This is a genomic window from Streptomyces sp. NPDC048523, assembly GCF_043199815.1.
Taxonomy (GTDB): Bacteria; Actinomycetota; Actinomycetes; order Streptomycetales; family Streptomycetaceae; genus Streptomyces.
On the sequence record NZ_JBICWQ010000006.1, the window covers coordinates 68,111 to 88,292 of the forward strand.

Below are 20,182 nucleotides of genomic sequence, written 5' to 3' on the forward strand. Positions count from 1 at the left end.
CTGCCGTCAGACCACGCGTGTGCCGCGCCGCCAGACTCCGCTGACCAGCGGCACCCCCGGCCGGTAGGCCAGGTGCACATGGCTCGGGGCGTCCAGGAGGATCAGGTCGGCCTGGGCGCCCGGGGTGAGGCGGCCGATGTCGTCGCGGCGGAGGGCGGCCGCTCCGCCCGCCGTGGCCGACCAGAGGGCCTCGTCGGGGGTCATCCGCATGTCGCGTACCGCGAGGGCGATGCAGAAGGGGACCGAGGAGGTGAAGGAGGAGCCCGGGTTGCAGTCCGTGGACAGGGCGACGGTGACGCCGGCGTCCAGGAGGCGGCGGGCGTCGGGCCACTCGGCGCGCGTGGAGAACTCGGCGCCGGGCAGGAGCGTGGCGACCGTACGGCTGTTCGCCAGGGCGTCCACGTCCTCGGCGGTGAGGTGGGTGCAGTGGTCGGCGCTGGCCGCGTCGACCTCGACGGCCAGCTGTACGCCGGGGCCGTGGGAGAGCTGGTTGGCGTGGACGCGGGGGTGCAGGCCCTTCGCCTTGCCGGCCGTGAGGATCGCGCGGGCCTGGTCGCCGTCGAAGGCACCCTTCTCGCAGAAGACGTCGATCCAACGGGCGTACGGGGCGCAGGCGTCGAGCATCTCGCCGGTGACGAGGGAGACGTAGGCCGCCGGGTCGTGCGCGTAGTCGGGCGACACGATGTGGGCGCCGAGGTAGGTGACCTCGTCGGTGTGGGCGGCGGCGATGCGCAGGGCCCTCGCCTCGTCCCCGACGGTCAGGCCGTAGCCGGACTTGGTCTCGAAGGTGGTCGTGCCCTGGCGGAGGGCCTCGGCGAGGTAGCGGGTGAGGTTCGCCTCCAGTTCGGCGTCCGTGGCGGCGCGGGTCGCGGCGACCGTCGTACGGATGCCGCCCGCGCTGTAGGGCCGCCCCGACATGCGGGCGTTGAACTCCTGGGTGCGGTCGCCCGCGAAGACGAGGTGGCTGTGGGAGTCGACGAAGCCGGGCAGGACCGCCCGGCCGCCCGCGTCGACCCGATTGTCAGTGGCGGGTGCTTTGCTTTGATCACCGGTCCACACGACGCGATCGCCCTCGATGACGACGGCCGCGCCCTGGATCAGTCCGAGGGGGGTTCCGTCACCGAGGGAGGGGTCATTGGTGACCAGGGCGGCGATGTTGGTGATGAGCGTGCTTGCGGTGCTCGCGGAGTGGGCGGGGCTGACGGTCGTCGCGTTGCTCATGGCGTCCTCGGTGGCCTGGTCTGCGGTGGGGGCGGGTTCGGGGGCGGGCCGCCGTGGGGGCGGGCGGCCCGGTGTCATCCGTGCAGCGCTGCGACGGCGTCCGCGAGGGCTTTCGGCACATCCGGCACCAGCGCGTGGACCCCGTCCCGCACGACGTGCCGGCCTCCCACGACCGTGTGCGACACGTCTGCTGCCGACGCGGCGAATACGGCCGTCTCGGCCCCGAGCCGCGGAGGCGGCCCTGCCGTCCTGACCGAGTCGAGCGCGACGGTGGTGAAGTCGGCGAGCGCACCGGGCTCCAGGGTGCCCGCACCGTCCCAGCCGAGGGCCGCGTGGCCGTCGGCCGAGGCCGCCCGCAGGAGGGCCGCCGCCGTCCAGTGACCTCGCGTGCGGGTGCGCAGGCGCTCGTCGAGCTCCATCGCGCGTGCCTCTTCGAGCAGGTCGATGACGGCGTGGCTGTCGGAGCCGAGGGACAGGGGCGAGCCCGCCCTCTGGAGGGCCACGGCCGGTCCGATGCCGTCGGCGAGGTCCCGCTCGGTCGTCGGGCACATGCAGGTGCCGGTGCCGCTGCCGCCGATCAGCGCGATGTCCTCGTCGGTGAGGTGGGTGTTGTGGACGCCGGTGGTGCGCGGCCCGAGGACACCGTGCTCGGCGAGCAGTTCGGTGGGCGTGCACCCGTGGGCGGCACGGCACGCGTCGTTCTCGGCGGTCTGCTCGGACAGGTGGACGTGGAGCGGGGCCCGCCGCTCCTCGGCCCAGCGCGCCACGGTCGCCAACTGGGCGGCGGGCACGGCCCGTACGGAGTGGATCGCCGCACCGATCCTCGCGTGATCCCGGTCCTTGAGAACTGAACAGCGTTCGGCCCAGGCCTGCGCGCTGCCGTCGGAGAAGCGCAGTTGGTGGGTGTTGGGCGGCTGCCCGAAGCCGGCGGAGAGGTAGGCGGTGTCGAGGAGGGTGATGCGGATGCCGGCGTCGGCGGCGGCCTCGATCAGCGCCTCGCCCATGGCGTTGGGGTCGGCGTAGGGGGTGCCGCCGGGGGCGTGGTGCAGGTAGTGGAACTCGCCCACCGCCGTGACACCGGCCAGCGCCATCTCCGCGTACACGGCACGGGCGAGGTCGCGGTAGGTGTCGGGGGTGAGCCGGCCGGCGGTGGCGTACATGACCTCGCGCCAGGTCCAGAAGGTTCCGGAGCCGACCTGGACGGTGCCGCGCAGGGCCCGGTGGAAGGCGTGCGAGTGGGCGTTGGCCAGGCCCGGCAGGGTCAGTCCGCGCAGGATCTCGGCGCCGGGGGGCGGGGTGTCGGTGTCCGTGCGGACGGAGGCGATCCGGCCGTCCGCCCCCGCGGCGGAGCCGCTGGTCGACACCGTCACGGCCACGCCCGGCTCGACGTGGGTGCCGAGCCAGGCGTGCTCCAGCCAGTAGGTCTTCGCTGTCACCTGCAGGCCAGCCCTTCCAGTACGTCGGCGAGCGCGAGGACGCCGGCCACGCAGTCGTCCTCGGCGGCGAACTCCGCCGGGGAGTGCGAGACGCCGGTGGGGTTGCGCACGAACAGCATGGCGGTCGGGATGTGCCCGGAGAGGATCCCGGCGTCGTGTCCGGCTCCGGTTCCCAGGACGGGCACCTTGAGATCGGTGTCGGTGCCCAGGATGCGGGCGAGTTCGTCGCGCAGGGCGTGGTCGAACTCGACGACGGGGGTGAAGGACTCCCGGACCACGTCGAGGGCGATGCCGTGCGCCTGCGCGTACTCCCCGGCCGCCTTCTCGATGCCGCCGACCACCTGGTCGAGGCTCTCCTGGTCGGCGGCGCGGGAGTCGAGCCAGCCGCGCACCAGGGAGGGGATGGCGTTGACGCCGTTCGGCTCGACGGCGATCTTGCCGAAGGTGGCGACGGCACCGGCGAGTTCGGCCTCCCGGCGGGCCGCGAGCACGGTCTCGGCGTACGACAGCATGGGGTCGCGCCGGTCCACGAGGCGGGTCGTCCCGGCGTGATTGGCCTCGCCGCGGAAGTCGAACCGCCAGCGGCCGTGCGGCCAGATGGCGCTCGCGATGCCGACCCGGTCCCCGGAGAGGTCCAACGCCCTGCCCTGCTCGACGTGCAGCTCGACGAAGGCGCCGATGCGGGCGAGCCGCTCCGGGTCGGCGCCGATGGCGTCGGGGTCGTGTCCGGCGGCCTCCATGGCCCGCGGGAGCGTGACGCCGTCCCCGTCGGTCAGCAGGTGCGCCTGCTCGGCGGTGAGCTGCCCGGCGGTGAGGCGGGACCCGACGCAGGCGAGCCCGAAGCGGGCGCCCTCCTCGTCACCGAAGTTGACGAGGGCGAGGGGCTTGGTGAACTCGGCCCGCCGCGCCCGGAGTTCGTCGAGCGCGGCGAAGGAGGACACGACTCCGAGGGGTCCGTCGAAGGCGCCCCCGTCGGGTACGGAGTCCAGGTGCGACCCGGTGACGACGGCGTCCCCCCGGTCGGGGTCGCCCAGCCAGGCCCACTGGTTGCCGTTCCGGTCGACCTCGTAGGTCAGTCCTCGGGCTTCGGCCTGCTCCTTGAACCAGGCCCGGCATTCGGTGTCGGCCCCGGTCCAGGCGAACCGGCGGTAGCCGTGCGAGCCGGGGTGCCGGCCGATGGGGAGCAGCTCGCGCCACATCTCGTGAAAGGAGGAGGTGCCGGGGCGTCGAGCCGTTCCGGAGTCGCCGTCCACCGTCACGCGTCCTCACCTTCACGCATCGGCACGCGCACGCCCCGCTCGTCGGCGACGGACTCCGCGATGTCGTATCCGGCGTCCACATGCCGGATGACGCCCATGCCGGGGTCGTTGGTCAGCACGCGCCGGACCTTCTCCCCGCCCAGCTTCGTGCCGTCGGCCACCGTCACCTGACCGGCGTGGATGGACCGGCCCATGCCCACGCCGCCCCCGTGGTGGATCGACACCCAGGACGCGCCCGACGCCACATTGACCATGGCGTTCAGCAGCGGCCAGTCGGCGATCGCGTCGGAGCCGTCGAGCATGGCCTCGGTCTCCCGGTACGGGGAGGCGACGGACCCGGCGTCCAGGTGATCCCGTCCGATGGCCAGCGGTGCCGCCAGCTCTCCGCTCGCCACCATGTCGTTGAAGCGCTCGCCGGCCTTGTCGCGCTCGCCGTAGCCGAGCCAGCAGATGCGCGCGGGCAGGCCCTGGAAGTGGACCCGCTCTCCGGCCATCTTGATCCAGCGGGCGAGGGACTCGTTCTCGGGGAACAGTTCCAGGATCGCCTTGTCGGTCTTGGCGATGTCGGACGCCTCACCGGACAGCGCGGCCCAGCGGAAGGGGCCCTTGCCCTCGCAGAACAGCGGCCGGATGTAGGCGGGGACGAACCCGGGGAAGGCGAACGCCCGGTCGTACCCGGCGAGTCGGGCCTCGCCCCGGATCGAGTTGCCGTAGTCGAAGACCTCGGCACCGGCGTCCATGAAGCCGACCATGGCCTCGACATGGCGGGCCATCGACTCGCGGGCCCGCGTGGTGAAGCCCGCCGGGTCCTTGGCGGCCGCGTCGGCCATGTCGTCGAAGTCCACGCCCACCGGCAGATACGCCAGCGGGTCGTGGGCCGAGGTCTGGTCGGTGACGATGTCGATGGGAGCGCCCTCGGCGAGCATGCGCGGGAGCAGTTCGGCCGCGTTGCCGAGGAGGCCGATGGAGAGCGGGCGGCGGGCGTCGCGGGCCTCGACGGCGAGCTGGAGGGCGTGCTCCAGGGAGTCGGCCTTCACGTCCAGGTAGCGGTGCTCGATGCGGCGCTCGATCGCGCGCGGGTCGACGTCGATACAGATCGCGACGCCGTCGTTCATGGTGACCGCGAGGGGCTGGGCGCCGCCCATGCCGCCGAGGCCGGCGGTGAGGGTGATGGTCCCGGCCAGGGTGCCGCCGAACTTCTTGGCGGCGACGGCGGAGAAGGTCTCGTAGGTGCCCTGGAGGATGCCCTGGGTGCCGATGTAGATCCAGGAACCGGCGGTCATCTGGCCGTACATGGTCAGGCCGAGGGCCTCCAGGCGGCGGAACTCCTCCCAGTTGGCCCAGTCGCCGACGAGGTTGGAGTTGGCGATCAGGACACGCGGGGCCCACTCGTGGGTCTGCATGACGCCGACGGGGCGGCCGGACTGGACCAGCATGGTCTCGTCCTGCTTGAGGGTGCGCAGGGTGCGGACCATGGCGTCGAAGGAGCGCCAGTCACGGGCGGCCTTGCCGGTGCCGCCGTAGACGACGAGCTTGTCGGGGTGTTCGGCGACCTCGGGGTCCAGGTTGTTCTGGAGCATCCGCAGGGCGGCCTCCTGCTGCCATCCCAGGGCGCTCAGTTCCGTACCGCGCGGCGCTCGGACGGGGCGGGGTCCTGACATGGTCTGCCTCCTGGGGGCCTCTGCTGCGGACTGTCGATATTCACATCCTGGCTTTCTGAATAGAACTAGTCAATACGTTCTCGCGTCAGCGTCGGTAGGACAGGGATGTTTGGCTGGACATCCAAGGCGCGGGTGACGAGCAGGACGGGGACGTGATGGACGAGTACGGCAACACCGGCGAAGGACGGACCGCCCGCCGGGACGAGGCGGTGCGGGCGGCGGTGGAGCAGGGCCTGCTGGGACCGGACTCCCCCATCGTCGGGCTGCTCGACGTCACCGGCATCCGGGAGTCCGCGGCGGAGCTCCGCGCGGCCTTCGCCGAGGTCACCGCGCCGGGCACCCCGGTGCTGCACGCCTTCGCGGTGAAGGCGACCCCGCTGGTGCCGGTGCTGCGGCTGCTGCGCGAGGAGGGCATCGGCGCGGAGGTGGCGAGCCCGGGCGAACTCGCGCTGGCGCGCGCGGCGGGGCTGTCGCCGGACCGGACGGTCCTGGACTCGCCCGCCAAGACGCCGGCCGAACTCAGGGAGGCGCTGGCGCTGGGGATCGCCGTCAACGCGGACAACCCGCAGGAGCTGGACCGCATCGACGGCCTCATGCGGTCCGCGGTCAGCCGCTCGCCGCTCGGCATCCGGGTCAACCCGCAGGTCGGCGGCGGCTCCATCGGGGCGACCTCCACGGCCACGGCGACCTCGAAGTTCGGGGTGGCACTGCGGGACGAGGGGGCGCGCGAGTGGGTCGTGCGCGCCTATCTCGACCGGCCCTGGCTTTCCCGGCTGCACGCGCACACCGGCTCGCAGGGCATCCCGCTCTCCCTGATGACCGAGGGGGTCGCGCAGACGTACGCGCTCGCCGAGGAGATCAACCGGCGGATCGGGCGGCCGCAGATCGACACGATCGACATCGGCGGCGGGCTGCCGGTGAACTTCGCCTCGGACGTGACGACACCGACGTACACGCAGTACGCGCGCACGCTCAAGGAGGCGGTGCCGGGGCTGTTCGACGGGCGGTACGGGCTGGTCACCGAGTTCGGCCGGTCACTGCTGGCCAAGCACGGCACGATCGTGGCGCGGGTGGAGTACGCCAAGAGCGCGGGCGGGCGGCCGGTCGCGGTGACGCACGCGGGCGTGCAGGTGGCGACGCGGACGGTGTACGTACCGGGGTCGTGGCCGCTGAGGATCGCCGCGTACGACGGCAAGGGGCGGCCCAAGAGCGGGCCCGAGGTGGTGCAGGACGTCGCCGGTCCGGCGTGTTTCGCGGGCGACCTGCTCGCCGAGGGGCGTGCGCTGCCGTTGCTCGACCAGGGGGACTACGCGGCGGCGCTGGACACGGGCGCGTACTACTTCGCGCACCACTACGCGTACAACTCGCTGGCCCGGCCGGGCATTTACGGCTTCGCCCCCGACCATGCGGGAGGCATCCGCTTCGCGACCGTGCGGGATCCCCAGACGCTCGCCTCGATCGTGGCCGAATCCGGAGGGGCGCACGCCGGTGCGCTCACCACCCTCCGCGCACCCGGGAGCAGTTGACACGCGCCCGGCGGGTGCGCTGATCAATGCCCGCGCAAGCAAGGCAAGTTGACCCACTCTAGCCACCCGGAGCATGTTCCACCGGAAAATGCCAGATTCCTCACCCGTCGCGCACACGTTGCGTAGTTTCGGCGTCACTCAGCCGAACCCCAGGCGGGAGGGGAGCCACGGTGCAGGGAATCGACGAGTGCCTGCTGGAAGCCATGCGACTGCCGGGTGCGCGGGGGGCCGCGCTGGTCGACTGGATCAGCGGGCTGGCCCTGGGCGCCGTGGGGGAAGCCCCCGGCGGCGACCAGGAGGCGGCCGCCGCGGAGGCCGCCGAGCTCGCCCGGCTCGCCGCCGAGCAGCGCGCCTTCGCCTCCGGGAGTTCCCCGGCCACTGAGGCGGGGGCCGGCGGGCCGGAGCCGGACCCACCGGTCGAGGACCTCATCCTCAGCAACCGGGACAGCTACCACGTCCTGCGGTTCGTGCCGACGTCCTTCGACAGCAGTGTGTTCCTGCACCTGTGGCTGGCCCGCGCGGAAGGCAACCTCGCACTGGCCCGGATCCGGCTCGGCGAGATGGCCGGACGGCTGGAGCTCGGATGACGGCCGTCAGAACCACGCCCGCCACCCCGCCGCCCAGGCTGCCGGTGCGCGACAAGGCGTCCGCCCTGGACCGCGGCTGGGGCGGTGTCTCGCCGATGCTGACCCGGCTGGCCGCCGAGCGCGCCACCGGAGTCCTGGTGCGCGAGCGCGGCACCCTGCACCTCGCCGACGGCAAGGTGGTGCACGCCGAGAGCCCGGCCGCCCCCGGCGCCGACGTCCTCCTCGCCGCCCACGGCACGCTGGACGCCGACATCTGGCGGCAGGCCCTGGCCGAGAGCATCGCGAGCACCGGCGGCGCCGGCACCGGGGCCCGCCGCCTCACCGGCGCCGAGGTCGTCCACTGGGCGGGCCGCAGGCTGGTCGCGGGCGGACTGCTCACCGCGGGCGCCCTGGAGCTGTGCCGGCTGACCGCGCTGTACGACGCGGCCTACTTCGCCCTCGCCCCGAGCAGCACCCCCGGCCGCTTCCGCTACGGCACCGAGGACGGACCGGACGAGCCCGCCGGCGTGCCCCGGGAACCCGACGACCCCCCCGGTGTCCCGCGTCCCGTCCCGGTCGCCGACCTGGAGCGCGAGACCCTGCGCCGCCGCGACCTGCTGCACCGCATCTGGCCGGACGCCCTGCCGGACGAGGCGCCGCTGACCCGGGAGCACCGCCCCGCGCCCCCGCCGCTCCCGGCCCGGCGGCAGGCGGTGCTGGCCCACGTGGACGGCGTCCGCACGGCGTCGCAGATCGCGCGCGAGCTGGGCCGCCCGGCCTTCCACACCCTGGTGGACATACGGCGGCTGGTGGCGGCCGGAGTGGTCTCGCCCCGCCCGGCGGTGTCCTTCACCGAGCCTCGGCCCGGACCGCCGGGCGACGGTTCCCTCGTCGGACCCGTCGAGCCCGTCGATCCCCACGTCACCTTGCTGAAGAGGCTCAGGGATGCGCTGGAGGCCCTTTGAACGGCAGCGGACCCGCGCCGAGAGGAGAGACCTGATGGCAGCAGCTCAGGACGCGATCCTGGAGGAGCTGCGCCGGCTCAGAGCCAGGGTGCCGCAGCTCACCGGCGCCCTCGCGGCCGACGCCGACGGTCTCGTCCTGGCCCAGGACACCCCGGGCGTCGATCCGGAGACCGTGGCCGCGCTCACCGGGGCCACCCGGGCGCTCGCCGCCCGGCTGGCCGACGGGACCGGCCAGGGGGACCTGCGCGAACTGCTCGTGCGGGGCGTGTACGGCTACGTCGCCACGTACCCGGCGGGCGCCGGGGCCGTCGTCACGCTGCTCGCGCAGGACCGGGTCAACGTCGGCCGCCTCCATCTGGAGGGCCGCCGTGCGGGCGCCCGGATCGCAGAGCTCGTCGGCGACGCGGCCGCCGAGCACACCGAAGCCATCACGAAGGCGCCCGCGAAGCCCGCTCCGGCACGTGCCAGAGCGGCTCGCACATCCCGGGCCAAGCCCGAGGACCCGCGCGCCGCGGCCACCGCACCGACGGCGGCCCGCACCACCACCACCGAAAGTTAGAGAACCGAGGAGACACAGTCATGGCCAACACCGAAACCGCGCTGAAAGAGGCTCTCGCCTCCATCGAGGGCGCGACCGGCGTCGCGCTCGTCGACTACACCAGCGGCATGGCGCTCGGCACCATGGGCGGCAGCAAGACCTTCGATTTGAACGTGGCCGCCGCCGGCAACACCGACGTGGTCCGCGCGAAGATGCGCACGATGGAGCACCTCGGCCTCAAGGCCCAGATCGAGGACATCCTGATCACCCTGTCCGACCAGTACCACCTGATCCGCCTGATCAGCGGACGCGGCGGCAACGGCCTCTTCCTCTACCTGGTCCTGGACGCCAAGCGGTCCAACCTCGCGATGGCCCGCCACCAGCTCAGGCAGATCGAGAACGACCTGGAGGTGTGACCCGGGAGCACCGGAACTAGACGAGTGCCGCGGTGCGGCGGCGCGCTCCTCCCGGGGCCGCGTCGCCCGCCGCGATACCCGTGCTGCGGTACGCCTTGACCGCCTTGCCGGCCGGGCGTCCGCCGTTCGCGGCGAGCCAGTCGACCCGCACCCACAGCAGCGCGTCCTCGGCCCGCTCGAGCCGCCCCAGCCAGGCGGCCTTGAGCCGCAGGCCCGTACCGCACCCGGCGAGCAGCATGCCGCCCGCGACGGGCACCGCGAACGAACTCCCCAGTGCGACCAGCCAGGCCAGCAGCAGCCACCAGCGGTGCCCGCGGCGCCAGTTGCGCACACTGACCGCACGGTCCTGGAGCACGTCGTGCCGGCCCGCGCGAGCGGCCGCCCGCCCCAGCTCCGTGTACCGCTTGCGACGACCGTACGACACCACGGCGACCGCGACGACGAACAGCGCCGCGCCCGCCATCACCCCGATCCGGCGCCCGGTCAGGCCCGGGATCAGCAGCCCGACGCCCGCCGCGAACACTCCGAGCCACCACAGGGGCGCCGCCCCGGCGCGCACGACGACGGCCACCCGAGCCAGCCCCTGAACCCTGCGATCTGCACGTGCCACGTCCCGCCTCCTCGTCGTCCTGGCACAGTCCTGCCGGTCCGGGAGAGTAGCGAGCGAACGTGAGACGAGTGTGAAAAAACGCCCTACTCGACGAAGAGTCCGCGGGAAGCGGCCCGCACGTCGAACTCCTCAAGCCGGGCCTGCGCGTCCGGCAGGTCGTCGCACATCGCCTCCAGCAGCACCCGGCCGAGCAGCATGGGCGCGCAGGCCGTGTCGAACGCGAGGCCGGTGCCGACGGCGGCGGGCAGCAGCAGGTCGGAGACCTTGGCGACCGGGGCGAAGGCGGAGTCGGCGACCGTGACGACGCTCAGGCCCGCCTCCTTGGCGTAGGCGAGGGTGTCGACGACCTCGCGGGGATGCCGGGGCAGCGCGAAGCACAGCAGGGCCGAGGCGCCCGCGCGGACGGCGGCGTCGATCCGGTCGTGGATCATCGTGCCGCCCTCGTTGAGCAGCCGTACGTCCGGATGGACCTTGGCGGCGAAGTACGCGAAGCCGTACGCCTGGGAGGCGGCGGCCCGCAGTCCGAGCACCGGCAGCGGGCGGGAGGCGGCGAGCAGCCGCCCGGCCCTCTGCACCGGTCGCGGGTCGGCGAGGACCTCCGCCAGATGCCTGAGGTTCTCGATCTCGGCCTCGACGGCCTGCTGGTACTCGTTGTACGACGCCGAGGCCGCCGTCTGTTCGGCGGGCGCGACCTCACGCAGGTGCCGGCGCAGGGCGGGGTAGCCGTCGAAGCCGAGGGCGACGGCGAAGCGGGTGACGGAGGGCTGACTGACCCCGGCCAGTTCGGCCAGCTCCACGCTGGACAGGAAGGGCACGTCGGCGGCCCGCCGCACCATGCTGTGCGCGATGCGCCGCTGGGTCGGCGTGAGCCGGTGCCCCTCGAACAGTGCCTGAAGCCGTCCCGCGGGCGTGTCCGTCACACCCGCCCCGCCCATCGCCCCGCCCATGTCGCTCATGCCTCGATCCCCCTCCAGATGTCCGTGAACCGGTCGAGCAGCGCGGCCGCCGCCGTCACGTCGCCCGTGAGCGGCCGGTCGGCCGGGTCCTCTTCGAGCACCGCCTCGGCGAGTTCCAGCGCGCGGCCCACCGGGAGGTCCGGGTCGGGCCGGAGGTCGCGCTGGCGCAGCGCCCGTACGGCGGCCACGAGTTCGCAGCCGACGACGAGACGGTACGCGCCGCACGCGCGCAGTGTCTGACGGGCGGCGAGCGAGGCGAAGCTGGCCTGTTCCTCGACGCCCCGGGAGAGTACAGCGTGGCCGAGCGAGGCGGGCGCGGAGAAGGCCCGCAGATCGCCGAGGGCGGCTCCGGCGGCGTACTCCAGGATCATCACGCCGGAGGAGGCGGGCTCCGGGTCGGCGAGGAAGGGCCTGAGGCGGGTGAAGGCGGGCTCGTTGAGCGTGGAGAGCCGGGACGTGGACAGACGGGCGACCTGGGTGAGGGCCAGCCTGAAGTGGTCCAGGGCGAGGGCGAGTTGGGCCTGGTAGAAGCCGCCGTGGTGGTAGGCGGCCATGTCCTCGGGACAGATGAGGGGGTTCTCGGCGGCCGCGTTGATCTCGATCGCGAGGACCTCCTCCAGGGCGTCGGCCGCGTCGTGGGCGGGCCCGTGGATCTGGGGCAGGCACCGGAAGCCGTACGGGTCCTGGATGCGGCCCAGCGGTGGGGTGGGCCGGTCCTCGGCGCCGATCAACTGCCGCATCCGCCGGGCCACTTCGACGGACCCGCGGTGCGGCCGGGCCGCGTGCACGGGAGCGGCGTACGCCTCGTGCGACCCGTCCACAGCGAGCAGCGACAGCGCCCCGACGACCTGCGTGGCCTCGACGAGCCCGCGCAGCTCGTGCAGCGCGAGGGCGGCCTGGGCGAGCGTGAGGGCGTTGCTGCTGATGAAGGCGAGGGCGTCGTTGTTGTCGAGGAGCTGGGGCTCGGGGGCGCCGGCCTCCCTCCAGGGATGCTCCCCCGCCAGCGCCAGCCCCACCTGGGCCAGTGCCGCGATGTCCCCGGTGCCCACCGAGCCGAACTCGTTGACGACCGGGTACGCGCCGCTCTCCAGCGCCTCGCACAGGGCCGTGACGACCGTCGGCCGCAGGCCCGCGCCGCCCGCCAGGAGCTGGTTGGCCCGTACCGCGAGCATCGCGCGGACCTGCCGGGCGGGGAGTTCCTCGCCGATCGCGCCGGCGTGGCTGCGCAGCAGCCGCAGCCCGTGTTCGGCGGCCGCCTCGGTGGGCACGTCCTCGTTCCGGTTCGCGCCGACGCCGGTCGAGCGGCCGTAGACGCGCCCGGTCGCGGCGATCTGCCGGGCGACGTCCCAGGACTCCGTGACCCGCTTCATCGCGTCGGTCCCGGGCACCGGCCGCGCGCTCCCGTCGGCGAGGCGGACCACGTCCGCGACGTCGAGTGCGATCCCGTCGAGGACCACCAGACCGGTGTGCCCGACCGCGACGGGATCCGACGCGTCCACGATCCGAGACGACATCAAGCCCAAACTCCCCTCAAGCGGACACCTGATCTTGCCTGGCGGTCATCCGTTACCTCGGATTAACACCGAACCGTTGACAACCTATTCAGCTACCGAGAACTCTGCATGACGTTATACAGCCGGGCAAGGGACATCTCATGATCCAGTTCGACACGGTCCACAAGCGCTTCCCCAACGGCACGACAGCAGTGCACGATCTCACCCTCGACATGCCGGAAGGCGGCGTGACCGTCCTCGTCGGATCCTCCGGTTGCGGCAAGACGACCACCCTCAGAATGATCAACCGGATGGTCGAACCGACCTCCGGCACCATCAAGGTCGGCGGCAAGGACGTCACCGACCAGGACGCGGCCGAACTGCGCCGCTCCATCGGCTACGTCATCCAGCAGTCCGGCCTCTTCCCGCACCGCACGGTGCTGGACAACATCGCCACCGTCCCGCTCCTGCTCGGCCACGGCCGCAGGAAGGCCCGGGCCCGGGCGGCGGAACTGCTGGAGACCGTCGGCCTGACCGCCGAGGCCGGCAAGCGGTACCCGCACCAGCTCTCCGGCGGCCAGCAGCAGCGGGTCGGCGTCGCCCGCGCCCTCGCCGCCGACCCGCCGGTCCTCCTCATGGACGAACCCTTCGGCGCGGTCGACCCGGTGGTGCGCACCCAGCTCCAGGACGAACTGCTCCGACTCCAGAAGGAGTTGAACAAGACCATCGTCTTCGTCACCCACGACATCGACGAAGCCGTACGCCTCGGCGACCGCATCGCGATCTTCCGCACCGGCGGTCACCTCGTCCAGTGCGCCCCGCCCGCCGAACTCCTCGCACGCCCGGCCGACGACTTCGTGGCCGACTTCCTCGGCGCCGAGCGCGGCCTGAAGCTGCTCTCGCTGAAGACCCTGGCCGAGGTCCCGCAGGGCCCGGCACCGGAGGGGGACACCTGGGCCCTCGTACTCGACGAGGCGGGCAAGCCCCTCCACTGGGCCTCGCAGGTGACCGAGGTCCCCGTACGGCCCCTGAAGGACGGTGACTCCCTGCTCGCCGCCCTCGACGAGTCCCTCGCCTCCCCCACCGGTCTGGTCGCCCGCGTCGACGCCGACGGCATCCTGACCGGTGTCACCTCCCGCGACGACATCCACCGGCACGCCGGCCGCGCCCACTCGGAAGCCCGGGTGGCCGCATGACCATCGACTGGTCGTGGATATCCGGCCACACCGACGACCTGACCACCCTCACGGTCTCCCACCTCCAGGCAGCCCTCAGCGCCGTCTTCCTCGGCCTGCTGATCTCGCTGCCCCTCGCGGTGGTCGCCCACCGGATCCGCCCCCTGCGCGGCTTCCTGCTCGGGCTCTCGAACGTCCTGTTCACGATCCCGTCCATCGCGATCTTCGTGCTTCTGCTGCCGGTCAGCGGCCTGACCCGCACCACGACCGTGATCGGCCTGACGGTCTACACCCTGGTCGTCCTGCTGCGGAACACCGTCGAGGGCCTGGACTCGGTCCCCGCGAAGACCAAGGAGGCCGCGAAGGCGATGGGCACGCGCTCCCTGCGCACGCTCCTCACCGTCGAACTCCCCCTCGCGCTCCCGGTGATCATGGCGGGCGTGCGGATCGCGACCGTCATGTCGATCTCCCTGGTCTCGGTCGCCACCTACATCGGCGACGGCGGCCTCGGCCAGCTCTTCACCGACGGCTTCCAGCGCGACTTCCCGACCCCGGTGATCGTGGGCGTGGTCCTCACGCTTCTGCTCGCCGTGGTCGCGGACGCCCTGCTGGTGGCCCTTCAGTACGTCCTGACACCGTGGCGGCGGAGGCGAGCCTGACATGTACGAACTCATCAAGAACCTCGGCTCCTGGCTGACCAGCGGCTCCCAGTGGACGGGAACCGACGGCATCGCCCACCGCCTCGCCGAGCACCTCCAGTACTCGCTCCTCGCGACCCTCGTCGCGGCCGCGATCGGCCTCCCCCTCGGCCTGCTGATCGGCCACACCGGCAAGGGGGCCTTCCTCGCGATCAACCTCGCCTCCTTCGGCCGCGCCCTGCCGACCGTCGGCCTGGTCGTGCTGGTCTTCCTGGCCGGCGGCCTGTCCATGCTCCCGGTCTACGTCGCCCTGGTCGCCCTCGCGGTCCCGGCGATCGTCACCAACACCTACGCCGGCATGACCGCCGTCGACCCGGACGTACGCGACGCCGCCCGCGGCCAGGGCATGCGCGGCCACCAGGTCCTCTTCCGGATCGAACTGCCCCTCGCCCTCCCCCTGATCATGACCGGCCTGCGCCTGGCACTGATCCAGGTCGTCGCCACCGCGACCATCGCGGCCTACGTCTCCTTCGGCGGCCTGGGCCGCTACGTCTTCGACGGCCTCGCCCAGCGCGACCTGGTCCAGGTGCTCGGCGGGGCGGTGCTGGTCGCCGTGATCGCCGTGACCCTCGACCTGTCGCTCTCCGCCCTCCAGCGCTTCCTCTTCCGCCACCGCACCGAGTAAGGACCCCCGATGAACCGACGCACCCTCCTCGGCGGCCTCTTCGCAGCGGCCTCCGTCCCCGCCCTCGCCGCCTGCTCCAGCGGCGTCACCTCCCTCGACGGCGGCGGCACGGCCGCCGGTGGCAGCGGCTCCAGCAAGGGCGGGGTCACCATCGGCACCGCCAACTTCACCGAGAACCAGGTCCTCGGATACCTGTACGCGGCCGTGCTCCAGCAGGCCGGCGTGAAGGTCAGGGTCCGCCCCAACCTCGGCACCCGCGAGATCGTGATCCCGGCCCTCAAGGCGGGCGACATCGACCTGCTGCCCGAGTACCAGGGCGCCCTCCTCAACTACCTCGCCCCGAAGGACGCCTCCGCCGAGCCCGGCACCATGCAGAACGCCCTCACCCTGGCCCTGCCCGCCGGACTCCAGGTGCTCCCGTACGGGCAGGCGGCCGACTCCGACTGCTTCGTCGTCACCCGGGCGACCGCACGCAAGTACGGCCTGACCACCCTCGCCGACCTCGCGAAGCAGAACGGCGAGCTGGTCATCGGCGCCGCCCCCGAGGTCAAGAAGCGCCGGGTGGGCGCGGTCGGCCTCAAGGACGTGTACGGCGTCGAGTTCAAGGAGTTCAAGTCCCTCGACTCGGACGGCCCCCTGGTCAAGGGCGCCCTGAAGAAGGGCGACGTCGACGTGGCGAACCTCTTCACCACCGACACCGACATCGCGGCCCACGACTGGGTCGTGCTGACCGACCCCAAGAACCTCATCCCCAGCCAGCACATCGTCCCCCTCGTCGCCGACCGCAAGGCCGACGACACCGTCCGCAAGGCGCTCGCCCGCCTCGGGAACGTCCTCACCACCGAGCAGCTCACCCGGCTCAACAGCCAGGTCGACAACGACAAGAAGGACCCGGAGGACGTGGCGAACGCGTACGCGAAGCAGCACGGGCTGGCGTAGGAAGAAGGCTAGGAAGGACCCCCGCCGCAACAGGGGGGATAACCCCAGTGCAGCGGGCGTTCCGGCTGCCTACCGTGGGTTCCATGACCCCAATGGATGAGCGGGACCCCGAACTCAAGAAGGAACTCAACGCCACCCTGCAGGCCCGCAGGGAACTGGGCGAGGAGTACGAGTCCGCGCTGGTCGACTCGTTCCTGGAGAAGGTCGACCAGCGGATCGACGGCGCCGTGGACCGCCGCCTGCGCCGGCAGCTCGCCGAGCAGCAGATGGTCACGGCCCGGGGCGCCCGCTCCCCCAAGTCCACCGACTCCTTCGGCGAACGCTTCGGCTTCGGCATCGTCTCCCTGGTGCTGGCGATCCCGCTCTCCGCGATCGGCGGCGGCGTCGCCCACCTGCCCGGTCTGCTGGTCTCCTGGGTCGGCATCGTCGGCGTCAACGCCTTCCAGGCGCTGCGCGTCAACCCGGACCTCTTCCGGGGCCGCCGCGCGAAGCCGTCCTCCCCGAGCAGCGACTGGGAGGGCTGACCCGACGCTCACACCTGCGCGGTCGGCAGCACCATGACCTGCCGCAGATTGACGTGCCGCGGCCGGCTGGTGACGTAGGCGACGAGGTCGGCGAGCTCCGTGGCCGCCAGCGTGCCCATCGCCTCGGCCATCCCGACGACCTGCTCCCGCAGCCCGTCGTCGTCGATGTGCGTGGTCAGCTCACTCTCCGTCAGCCCGGGCTCGATGTTGGTGACCCGCACCCCTCGCGGCCCGAACTCGGTGCGCAGCAGCGCCGAGAGATGGGTGACCGCGGCCTTCGTCGCCCCGTACACCGCGTAGTTGGTGAAGTTGGTGACGTGCGCGCCGATGGACGAGACGTTCACCAGGTCCGCGCTGCGCCCCTGCGCGGCCGCCTCGTTCAGGTCAGCGGCGAGGGCCCCGATGACGCGCAGAACGCCGGTGACATTGGTGTCGATCATCCGCTGCCACTCGTCGACACGGGCGTCGGCGATCGGGTTCGGCAGCATCACGCCCGCGTTGTTCACGACCAGGTCGACGGTGCCGTAGGCGGCGTGGACGCTCTCCACGGCCGCCGCCACGGACGCGTCGTCGGTGACGTCGGCGACCACGGCCAGCGCCTGACCGCCGTCGGCCCGGATCTTCCCGGCGATCGCCTCCAGCCGCTCACCGCGCCGCGCGAGCAGCGCGACCCGCGCCCCCTGCGCGGCCAGCAGCGCGGCCGTGGCCTCTCCGATGCCGCTCGCCGCTCCGGTGACGACGGCGGTACGTCCGGCCAGATTCTCGTACGACATCGATGTGCTCCTCGGTGGGATCTCCGCCGGGGTCGCTCCCCGGCCTCGTCCACCACCCTGCGGCGTCCGGGCAGCCGTACCCAGGGATGCGCTTTTCCTGGGTCTGCCAGTACCAGGTTCGAAACCGCGATCTCCCCTACGATCGAACCCATGGACGGGGACCTCGGAGACTTCCTGCGCTCACGCCGCGCCCGCATCCGGCCCGAGGAGGTGGGGCTGCCCTCGCACGGCAGGCGCCGCGTGCCCGGTCTGCGCCGGGAAGAGGTGGCGCAACTGGCCGGAGTGAGCGTCGACTACTACATCCGGCTGGAGCAGGGCAGGGGGCCTGGGGGCCCCTCCGGGACGAAGTCCGGGGGAGTTTCGGACGCGGTCCTGGACGCCATCGCGCGCGTGCTGCGCCTGGACGAGACCGAGCACGCCTATCTGCGTGCGGTGGCCCGGCCGACGAGGAAGAAGGCGGGCCCGCGCCGCGAGGCCGCGCCAGGCGTGCGCCCCGGGGTCCAACTGCTGCTCGACAGCATGGACCGCACCCCCGCCTTCGTCCTCGGGCCCAGGATGGACGTGCTCGCCTGGAACGCCCTCGCCGACGCGCTGAGCGGCTACAGCCGCATGGCTCCCGCCCGCCGCAACATCGTCCGCCAGCTCTTCCTGGAGCCGGAGGGCCGCGACCTCTATCCCGACTTCGCCGCGGTCGCCTCCCAGAGCGTGGCCCATCTGCGCCTGAACGCGGGCGCCCACCCCGACGACCCCGCACTGCGCGACCTCGTCGGCGAACTCTCCCTCAAGAGCGAGGACTTCCGCCGGCTGTGGGCCGACCACCAGGTCAAGGCGTGCATGTACGGCGTCAAACGCGTCCGGCACCCGGTGGCGGGCCTGCTGACCCTGCCGTACGAGTCCCTGGTTCTGCCGGAGACCCCCGACCGGACGCTCGTGGCGTACACGCCGGAGCCGGGGTCGGAGACGGCGGAGAGGCTTGCGCTGCTGGCCAGTTGGACCAGCACGAGCGCGTAGGAAAGAGCAGAAAAGAGCAGAAAAGAATATGCGCGGGGACCGCCGCACCCCCGTTACCGGGGGGCGGGACGACGGCGGTCCCCGCGAGGGACGTGGACCGGGTCAGGCCAGGTCTCACGTCCGGCGTCCATGGAGGTCCGGGAGCCGCTCCGGAGGTCCTTGGACGTTCGGCGCCGGCCGGGGCGGGGAGCCGCTCCCGCCCTGCCGACATCCACCAATGTGCCGGACCCGTGTTAAGCGTGTGCTGCGCGGACGTGACGCCCTCGTACCAGTTCCGCGAAGTCCACCCTTACGGTAGGAAACCGCAAGTCCGCCGCCGTCATCCGGGGTTCACCGGACGTTTGCCGCTACTTCCCGCCCTTGGCGAGGAAGGCGAGCAGGTCCTGGCGGCTGATGACTCCGGTGGGCTTGCCCTCCACGAGGACGATCGCGGCGTCCGCCGAGCCGAGGACCGACATCAGGTCGCCGACCGGTTCACCGGAGCCCACCTGGGGCAGCGGGGGCGACATGTGCTTCTCCAGCGGGTCCTCCAGCGAGGCCCGCTGGGTGAACAGGGCGTCCAGCAGCTCGCGCTCGACGACGGAGCCGACGACCTCCGCGGCCATCACGTCCGGGTGACCGGCGCCCGGCTTGACGATCGGCATCTGCGAGACGCCGTACTCCCGCAGCACCTCGATGGCCTCGCCCACCGTCTCGTCCGGGTGCATGTGGACGAGAGAGGGGATGGCGCCGTGCACCTTGTCGTTGAGGACGTCGGCGACGCGGGCGCTGGGACCCTCGTCCTCCAGGAAACCGTAGTCGGCCATCCACTCATCATTGAAGATCTTCGAGAGGTACCCGCGTCCGCTGTCCGGGAGCAGGACCACCACGACGCCGTTCTCGTCCAGGCGCTCGGCGACGCGCAGGGCCGCGACGACGGCCATGCCGCAGGAGCCGCCCACCAGCAGGCCCTCCTCCTTGGCGAGGCGGCGGGTCATCTGGAAGGAGTCCTTGTCCGACACCGCGACGATCTCGTCGGCGACGGTCCGGTCGTAGGCGGTCGGCCAGAAGTCCTCACCGACGCCCTCGACGAGATACGGCCGCCCGGACCCGCCGGAGTACACGGACCCCTCGGGGTCGGCGCCGATGACCTGGACCTTGCCGTCGCTGGAGTCCTTGAGGTACCGGCCGGTGCCGGAGATGGTGCCGCCGGTGCCGACGCCCGCCACGAAGTGGGTGATCTTCCCCTCCGTCTGCTCCCACAGCTCGGGGCCGGTGGAGTGATAGTGCGAGAGCGGGTTGTTGGGGTTGGAGTACTGGTCGGGCTTCCACGCGCCGGGCGTCTCGCGCACCAGCCGGTCGGAGACGTTGTAGTACGAGTCCGGGTGCTCGGGGTCCACGGCGGTCGGGCAGACGACGACCTCGGCGCCGTAGGCCCGAAGGACGTTGATCTTGTCGGTGGACACCTTGTCGGGGCACACGAAGATGCACTTGTACCCCTTCTGCTGCGCCACGATGGCGAGCCCGACCCCGGTGTTGCCGCTGGTCGGCTCGACGATGGTGCCCCCGGGCTTCAGCGCCCCGCTCTCCTCCGCCGCCTCGATCATGCGCAGGGCGATGCGGTCCTTCACGGAGCCGCCGGGGTTGAAGTACTCGACCTTGGCCAGGACGGTCGCCTTGATGCCCTTGGTCACGCTGTTGAGCCTCACCAGCGGGGTGTTGCCGACGAGGCTGATCATCGAGTCGTGGAATTGCACCGTTGTCTCCGGATGCTTGCAAAAGAAGTGGTCCAGTGGTCCAGCCAGCCTATG

General features: G+C 72.3%; 20 protein-coding genes. 11 read left to right on the forward strand and 9 right to left on the reverse strand.

Features of this window, described 5'->3' with window-relative positions; all coding sequences use genetic code 11:
• Positions 1-6 precede the first annotated feature (6 nt).
• Genes hutI through hutU form a run of 4 tightly spaced genes read right to left on the reverse strand, consistent with a single transcriptional unit; the run spans position 7 to position 5,577 of the window.
• Positions 7-1,299 carry an imidazolonepropionase gene (gene hutI, locus ACGFWE_RS29570; protein WP_393602875.1) on the reverse strand — a complete coding sequence of 431 codons (1,293 nt, stop codon included), beginning with the start codon at positions 1,297-1,299 and terminating at the stop codon, positions 7-9.
• Complete coding sequence (locus ACGFWE_RS29575) at positions 1,296-2,657, reverse strand: formimidoylglutamate deiminase (protein ID WP_393602877.1); 1,362 nt, start codon at positions 2,655-2,657, stop codon at positions 1,296-1,298. The genes hutI and ACGFWE_RS29575 overlap by 4 nt, the downstream gene beginning before the upstream one ends.
• Positions 2,654-3,856, reverse strand: coding sequence for an allantoate amidohydrolase (locus tag ACGFWE_RS29580; protein ID WP_393603452.1), 1,203 nt, complete (start codon positions 3,854-3,856; stop codon positions 2,654-2,656). Before ACGFWE_RS29580 ends, ACGFWE_RS29575 begins: the two co-directional genes overlap by 4 nt.
• A gap of 56 nt (positions 3,857-3,912) precedes the next feature.
• Positions 3,913-5,577 carry a urocanate hydratase gene (gene hutU / locus ACGFWE_RS29585; RefSeq protein WP_393602879.1) on the reverse strand — a complete coding sequence of 555 codons (1,665 nt, stop codon included), beginning with the start codon at positions 5,575-5,577 and terminating at the stop codon, positions 3,913-3,915.
• A gap of 155 nt (positions 5,578-5,732) precedes the next feature.
• Between hutU and ACGFWE_RS29590 the strand changes: the two genes are divergently transcribed.
• The 5 genes from ACGFWE_RS29590 to ACGFWE_RS29610 all read left to right on the forward strand — a co-directional run bounded on the left by ACGFWE_RS29590 (position 5,733) and on the right by ACGFWE_RS29610 (position 9,588).
• Positions 5,733-7,103: a diaminopimelate decarboxylase gene (locus tag ACGFWE_RS29590; protein ID WP_393603454.1), complete on the forward strand. Its 1,371-nt coding sequence runs from the start codon at positions 5,733-5,735 to the stop codon at positions 7,101-7,103.
• A gap of 170 nt (positions 7,104-7,273) precedes the next feature.
• Positions 7,274-7,690 carry a hypothetical protein gene (locus ACGFWE_RS29595; RefSeq protein ID WP_352388202.1) on the forward strand — a complete coding sequence of 139 codons (417 nt, stop codon included), beginning with the start codon at positions 7,274-7,276 and terminating at the stop codon, positions 7,688-7,690.
• Positions 7,687-8,634, forward strand: coding sequence for a hypothetical protein (locus ACGFWE_RS29600; RefSeq protein WP_393602881.1), 948 nt, complete (start codon positions 7,687-7,689; stop codon positions 8,632-8,634). The genes ACGFWE_RS29595 and ACGFWE_RS29600 overlap by 4 nt, the downstream gene beginning before the upstream one ends.
• Positions 8,635-8,668: 34 nt before the next feature.
• Positions 8,669-9,193: a roadblock/LC7 domain-containing protein gene (locus ACGFWE_RS29605; RefSeq protein WP_352388206.1), complete on the forward strand. Its 525-nt coding sequence runs from the start codon at positions 8,669-8,671 to the stop codon at positions 9,191-9,193.
• A gap of 20 nt (positions 9,194-9,213) precedes the next feature.
• The gene (locus tag ACGFWE_RS29610) at positions 9,214-9,588 is read left to right on the forward strand and encodes a hypothetical protein (protein WP_057611596.1); all 375 of its coding nucleotides are present in this window, start codon (positions 9,214-9,216) and stop codon (positions 9,586-9,588) included.
• Positions 9,589-9,604: 16 nt separating this feature from the next.
• Here ACGFWE_RS29610 and ACGFWE_RS29615 read toward each other — a convergent pair whose 3' ends face one another.
• From ACGFWE_RS29615 to ACGFWE_RS29625, 3 genes are all read right to left on the reverse strand, one after another.
• On the reverse strand, positions 9,605-10,198 hold the full coding sequence (locus tag ACGFWE_RS29615) for a hypothetical protein (protein WP_393602883.1): 594 nt from the start codon (positions 10,196-10,198) through the stop codon (positions 9,605-9,607).
• Between the two features lie 83 nt (positions 10,199-10,281).
• The gene (locus ACGFWE_RS29620) at positions 10,282-11,145 is read right to left on the reverse strand and encodes a MurR/RpiR family transcriptional regulator (RefSeq protein ID WP_393603456.1); all 864 of its coding nucleotides are present in this window, start codon (positions 11,143-11,145) and stop codon (positions 10,282-10,284) included.
• A gap of 5 nt (positions 11,146-11,150) precedes the next feature.
• A complete protein-coding gene (locus ACGFWE_RS29625; protein ID WP_393602885.1) occupies positions 11,151-12,668 on the reverse strand; it encodes an aromatic amino acid ammonia-lyase in 1,518 nt (505 codons plus the stop codon).
• A gap of 140 nt (positions 12,669-12,808) precedes the next feature.
• Here ACGFWE_RS29625 and ACGFWE_RS29630 point away from each other — a divergent pair, with 140 nt between their 5' ends.
• The 5 genes from ACGFWE_RS29630 to ACGFWE_RS29650 all read left to right on the forward strand — a co-directional run bounded on the left by ACGFWE_RS29630 (position 12,809) and on the right by ACGFWE_RS29650 (position 16,608).
• On the forward strand, positions 12,809-13,843 hold the full coding sequence (locus ACGFWE_RS29630; RefSeq protein ID WP_352388213.1) for an ABC transporter ATP-binding protein: 1,035 nt from the start codon (positions 12,809-12,811) through the stop codon (positions 13,841-13,843).
• On the forward strand, positions 13,840-14,481 hold the full coding sequence (locus ACGFWE_RS29635; protein WP_393602888.1) for an ABC transporter permease: 642 nt from the start codon (positions 13,840-13,842) through the stop codon (positions 14,479-14,481). Before ACGFWE_RS29630 ends, ACGFWE_RS29635 begins: the two co-directional genes overlap by 4 nt.
• A 1-nt stretch (position 14,482) precedes the next feature.
• The gene (locus ACGFWE_RS29640) at positions 14,483-15,145 is read left to right on the forward strand and encodes an ABC transporter permease (RefSeq protein ID WP_393602890.1); all 663 of its coding nucleotides are present in this window, start codon (positions 14,483-14,485) and stop codon (positions 15,143-15,145) included.
• Between the two features lie 9 nt (positions 15,146-15,154).
• Positions 15,155-16,084 carry an ABC transporter substrate-binding protein gene (locus ACGFWE_RS29645; RefSeq protein ID WP_393602892.1) on the forward strand — a complete coding sequence of 310 codons (930 nt, stop codon included), beginning with the start codon at positions 15,155-15,157 and terminating at the stop codon, positions 16,082-16,084.
• Positions 16,085-16,176: 92 nt separating this feature from the next.
• Positions 16,177-16,608 (forward strand): hypothetical protein, encoded by a 432-nt coding sequence (locus tag ACGFWE_RS29650; protein WP_306986656.1) that lies wholly within the window; start codon positions 16,177-16,179, stop codon positions 16,606-16,608.
• 8 nt (positions 16,609-16,616) lie between these two features.
• On the opposite strand, the gene ACGFWE_RS29655 is transcribed toward ACGFWE_RS29650, so the two are convergent.
• The gene (locus ACGFWE_RS29655) at positions 16,617-17,381 is read right to left on the reverse strand and encodes an SDR family oxidoreductase (protein ID WP_393602894.1); all 765 of its coding nucleotides are present in this window, start codon (positions 17,379-17,381) and stop codon (positions 16,617-16,619) included.
• Positions 17,382-17,531: 150 nt separating this feature from the next.
• Here ACGFWE_RS29655 and ACGFWE_RS29660 point away from each other — a divergent pair, with 150 nt between their 5' ends.
• A complete protein-coding gene (locus ACGFWE_RS29660) occupies positions 17,532-18,392 on the forward strand; it encodes a helix-turn-helix transcriptional regulator (RefSeq protein ID WP_393602896.1) in 861 nt (286 codons plus the stop codon).
• A gap of 347 nt (positions 18,393-18,739) precedes the next feature.
• Here the strand turns inward: ACGFWE_RS29660 and ACGFWE_RS29665 are convergent, their stop codons facing one another.
• Positions 18,740-20,128, reverse strand: coding sequence for a cystathionine beta-synthase (locus ACGFWE_RS29665; RefSeq protein WP_352388225.1), 1,389 nt, complete (start codon positions 20,126-20,128; stop codon positions 18,740-18,742).
• Positions 20,129-20,182: the final 54 nt, after the last annotated feature.

What these genes read in the sequence shown, in the direction of transcription:
- hutI (WP_393602875.1), bottom strand. Translation starts at nt 1,299, where the DNA reads ATGACACCGGGCCGCCCGCCCCCACGGCGGCCCGCCCCCGAACCCGCC.
- ACGFWE_RS29655 (WP_393602894.1), bottom strand. Translation starts at nt 17,381, where the DNA reads ATGTCGTACGAGAATCTGGCCGGACGTACCGCCGTCGTCACCGGAGCG.
- ACGFWE_RS29610 (WP_057611596.1), top strand. Translation starts at nt 9,214, where the DNA reads ATGGCCAACACCGAAACCGCGCTGAAAGAGGCTCTCGCCTCCATCGAG.
- ACGFWE_RS29660 (WP_393602896.1), top strand. Translation starts at nt 17,532, where the DNA reads ATGGACGGGGACCTCGGAGACTTCCTGCGCTCACGCCGCGCCCGCATC.
- ACGFWE_RS29640 (WP_393602890.1), top strand. Translation starts at nt 14,483, where the DNA reads ATGTACGAACTCATCAAGAACCTCGGCTCCTGGCTGACCAGCGGCTCC.
- ACGFWE_RS29590 (WP_393603454.1), top strand. Translation starts at nt 5,733, where the DNA reads ATGGACGAGTACGGCAACACCGGCGAAGGACGGACCGCCCGCCGGGAC.
- ACGFWE_RS29580 (WP_393603452.1), bottom strand. Translation starts at nt 3,856, where the DNA reads ATGTGGCGCGAGCTGCTCCCCATCGGCCGGCACCCCGGCTCGCACGGC.
- ACGFWE_RS29650 (WP_306986656.1), top strand. Translation starts at nt 16,177, where the DNA reads ATGGATGAGCGGGACCCCGAACTCAAGAAGGAACTCAACGCCACCCTG.
- ACGFWE_RS29635 (WP_393602888.1), top strand. Translation starts at nt 13,840, where the DNA reads ATGACCATCGACTGGTCGTGGATATCCGGCCACACCGACGACCTGACC.
- ACGFWE_RS29625 (WP_393602885.1), bottom strand. Translation starts at nt 12,668, where the DNA reads ATGTCGTCTCGGATCGTGGACGCGTCGGATCCCGTCGCGGTCGGGCAC.
- ACGFWE_RS29605 (WP_352388206.1), top strand. Translation starts at nt 8,669, where the DNA reads ATGGCAGCAGCTCAGGACGCGATCCTGGAGGAGCTGCGCCGGCTCAGA.
- hutU (WP_393602879.1), bottom strand. Translation starts at nt 5,577, where the DNA reads ATGTCAGGACCCCGCCCCGTCCGAGCGCCGCGCGGTACGGAACTGAGC.
- ACGFWE_RS29645 (WP_393602892.1), top strand. Translation starts at nt 15,155, where the DNA reads ATGAACCGACGCACCCTCCTCGGCGGCCTCTTCGCAGCGGCCTCCGTC.
- ACGFWE_RS29630 (WP_352388213.1), top strand. Translation starts at nt 12,809, where the DNA reads ATGATCCAGTTCGACACGGTCCACAAGCGCTTCCCCAACGGCACGACA.
- ACGFWE_RS29620 (WP_393603456.1), bottom strand. Translation starts at nt 11,145, where the DNA reads ATGGGCGGGGCGATGGGCGGGGCGGGTGTGACGGACACGCCCGCGGGA.
- ACGFWE_RS29600 (WP_393602881.1), top strand. Translation starts at nt 7,687, where the DNA reads ATGACGGCCGTCAGAACCACGCCCGCCACCCCGCCGCCCAGGCTGCCG.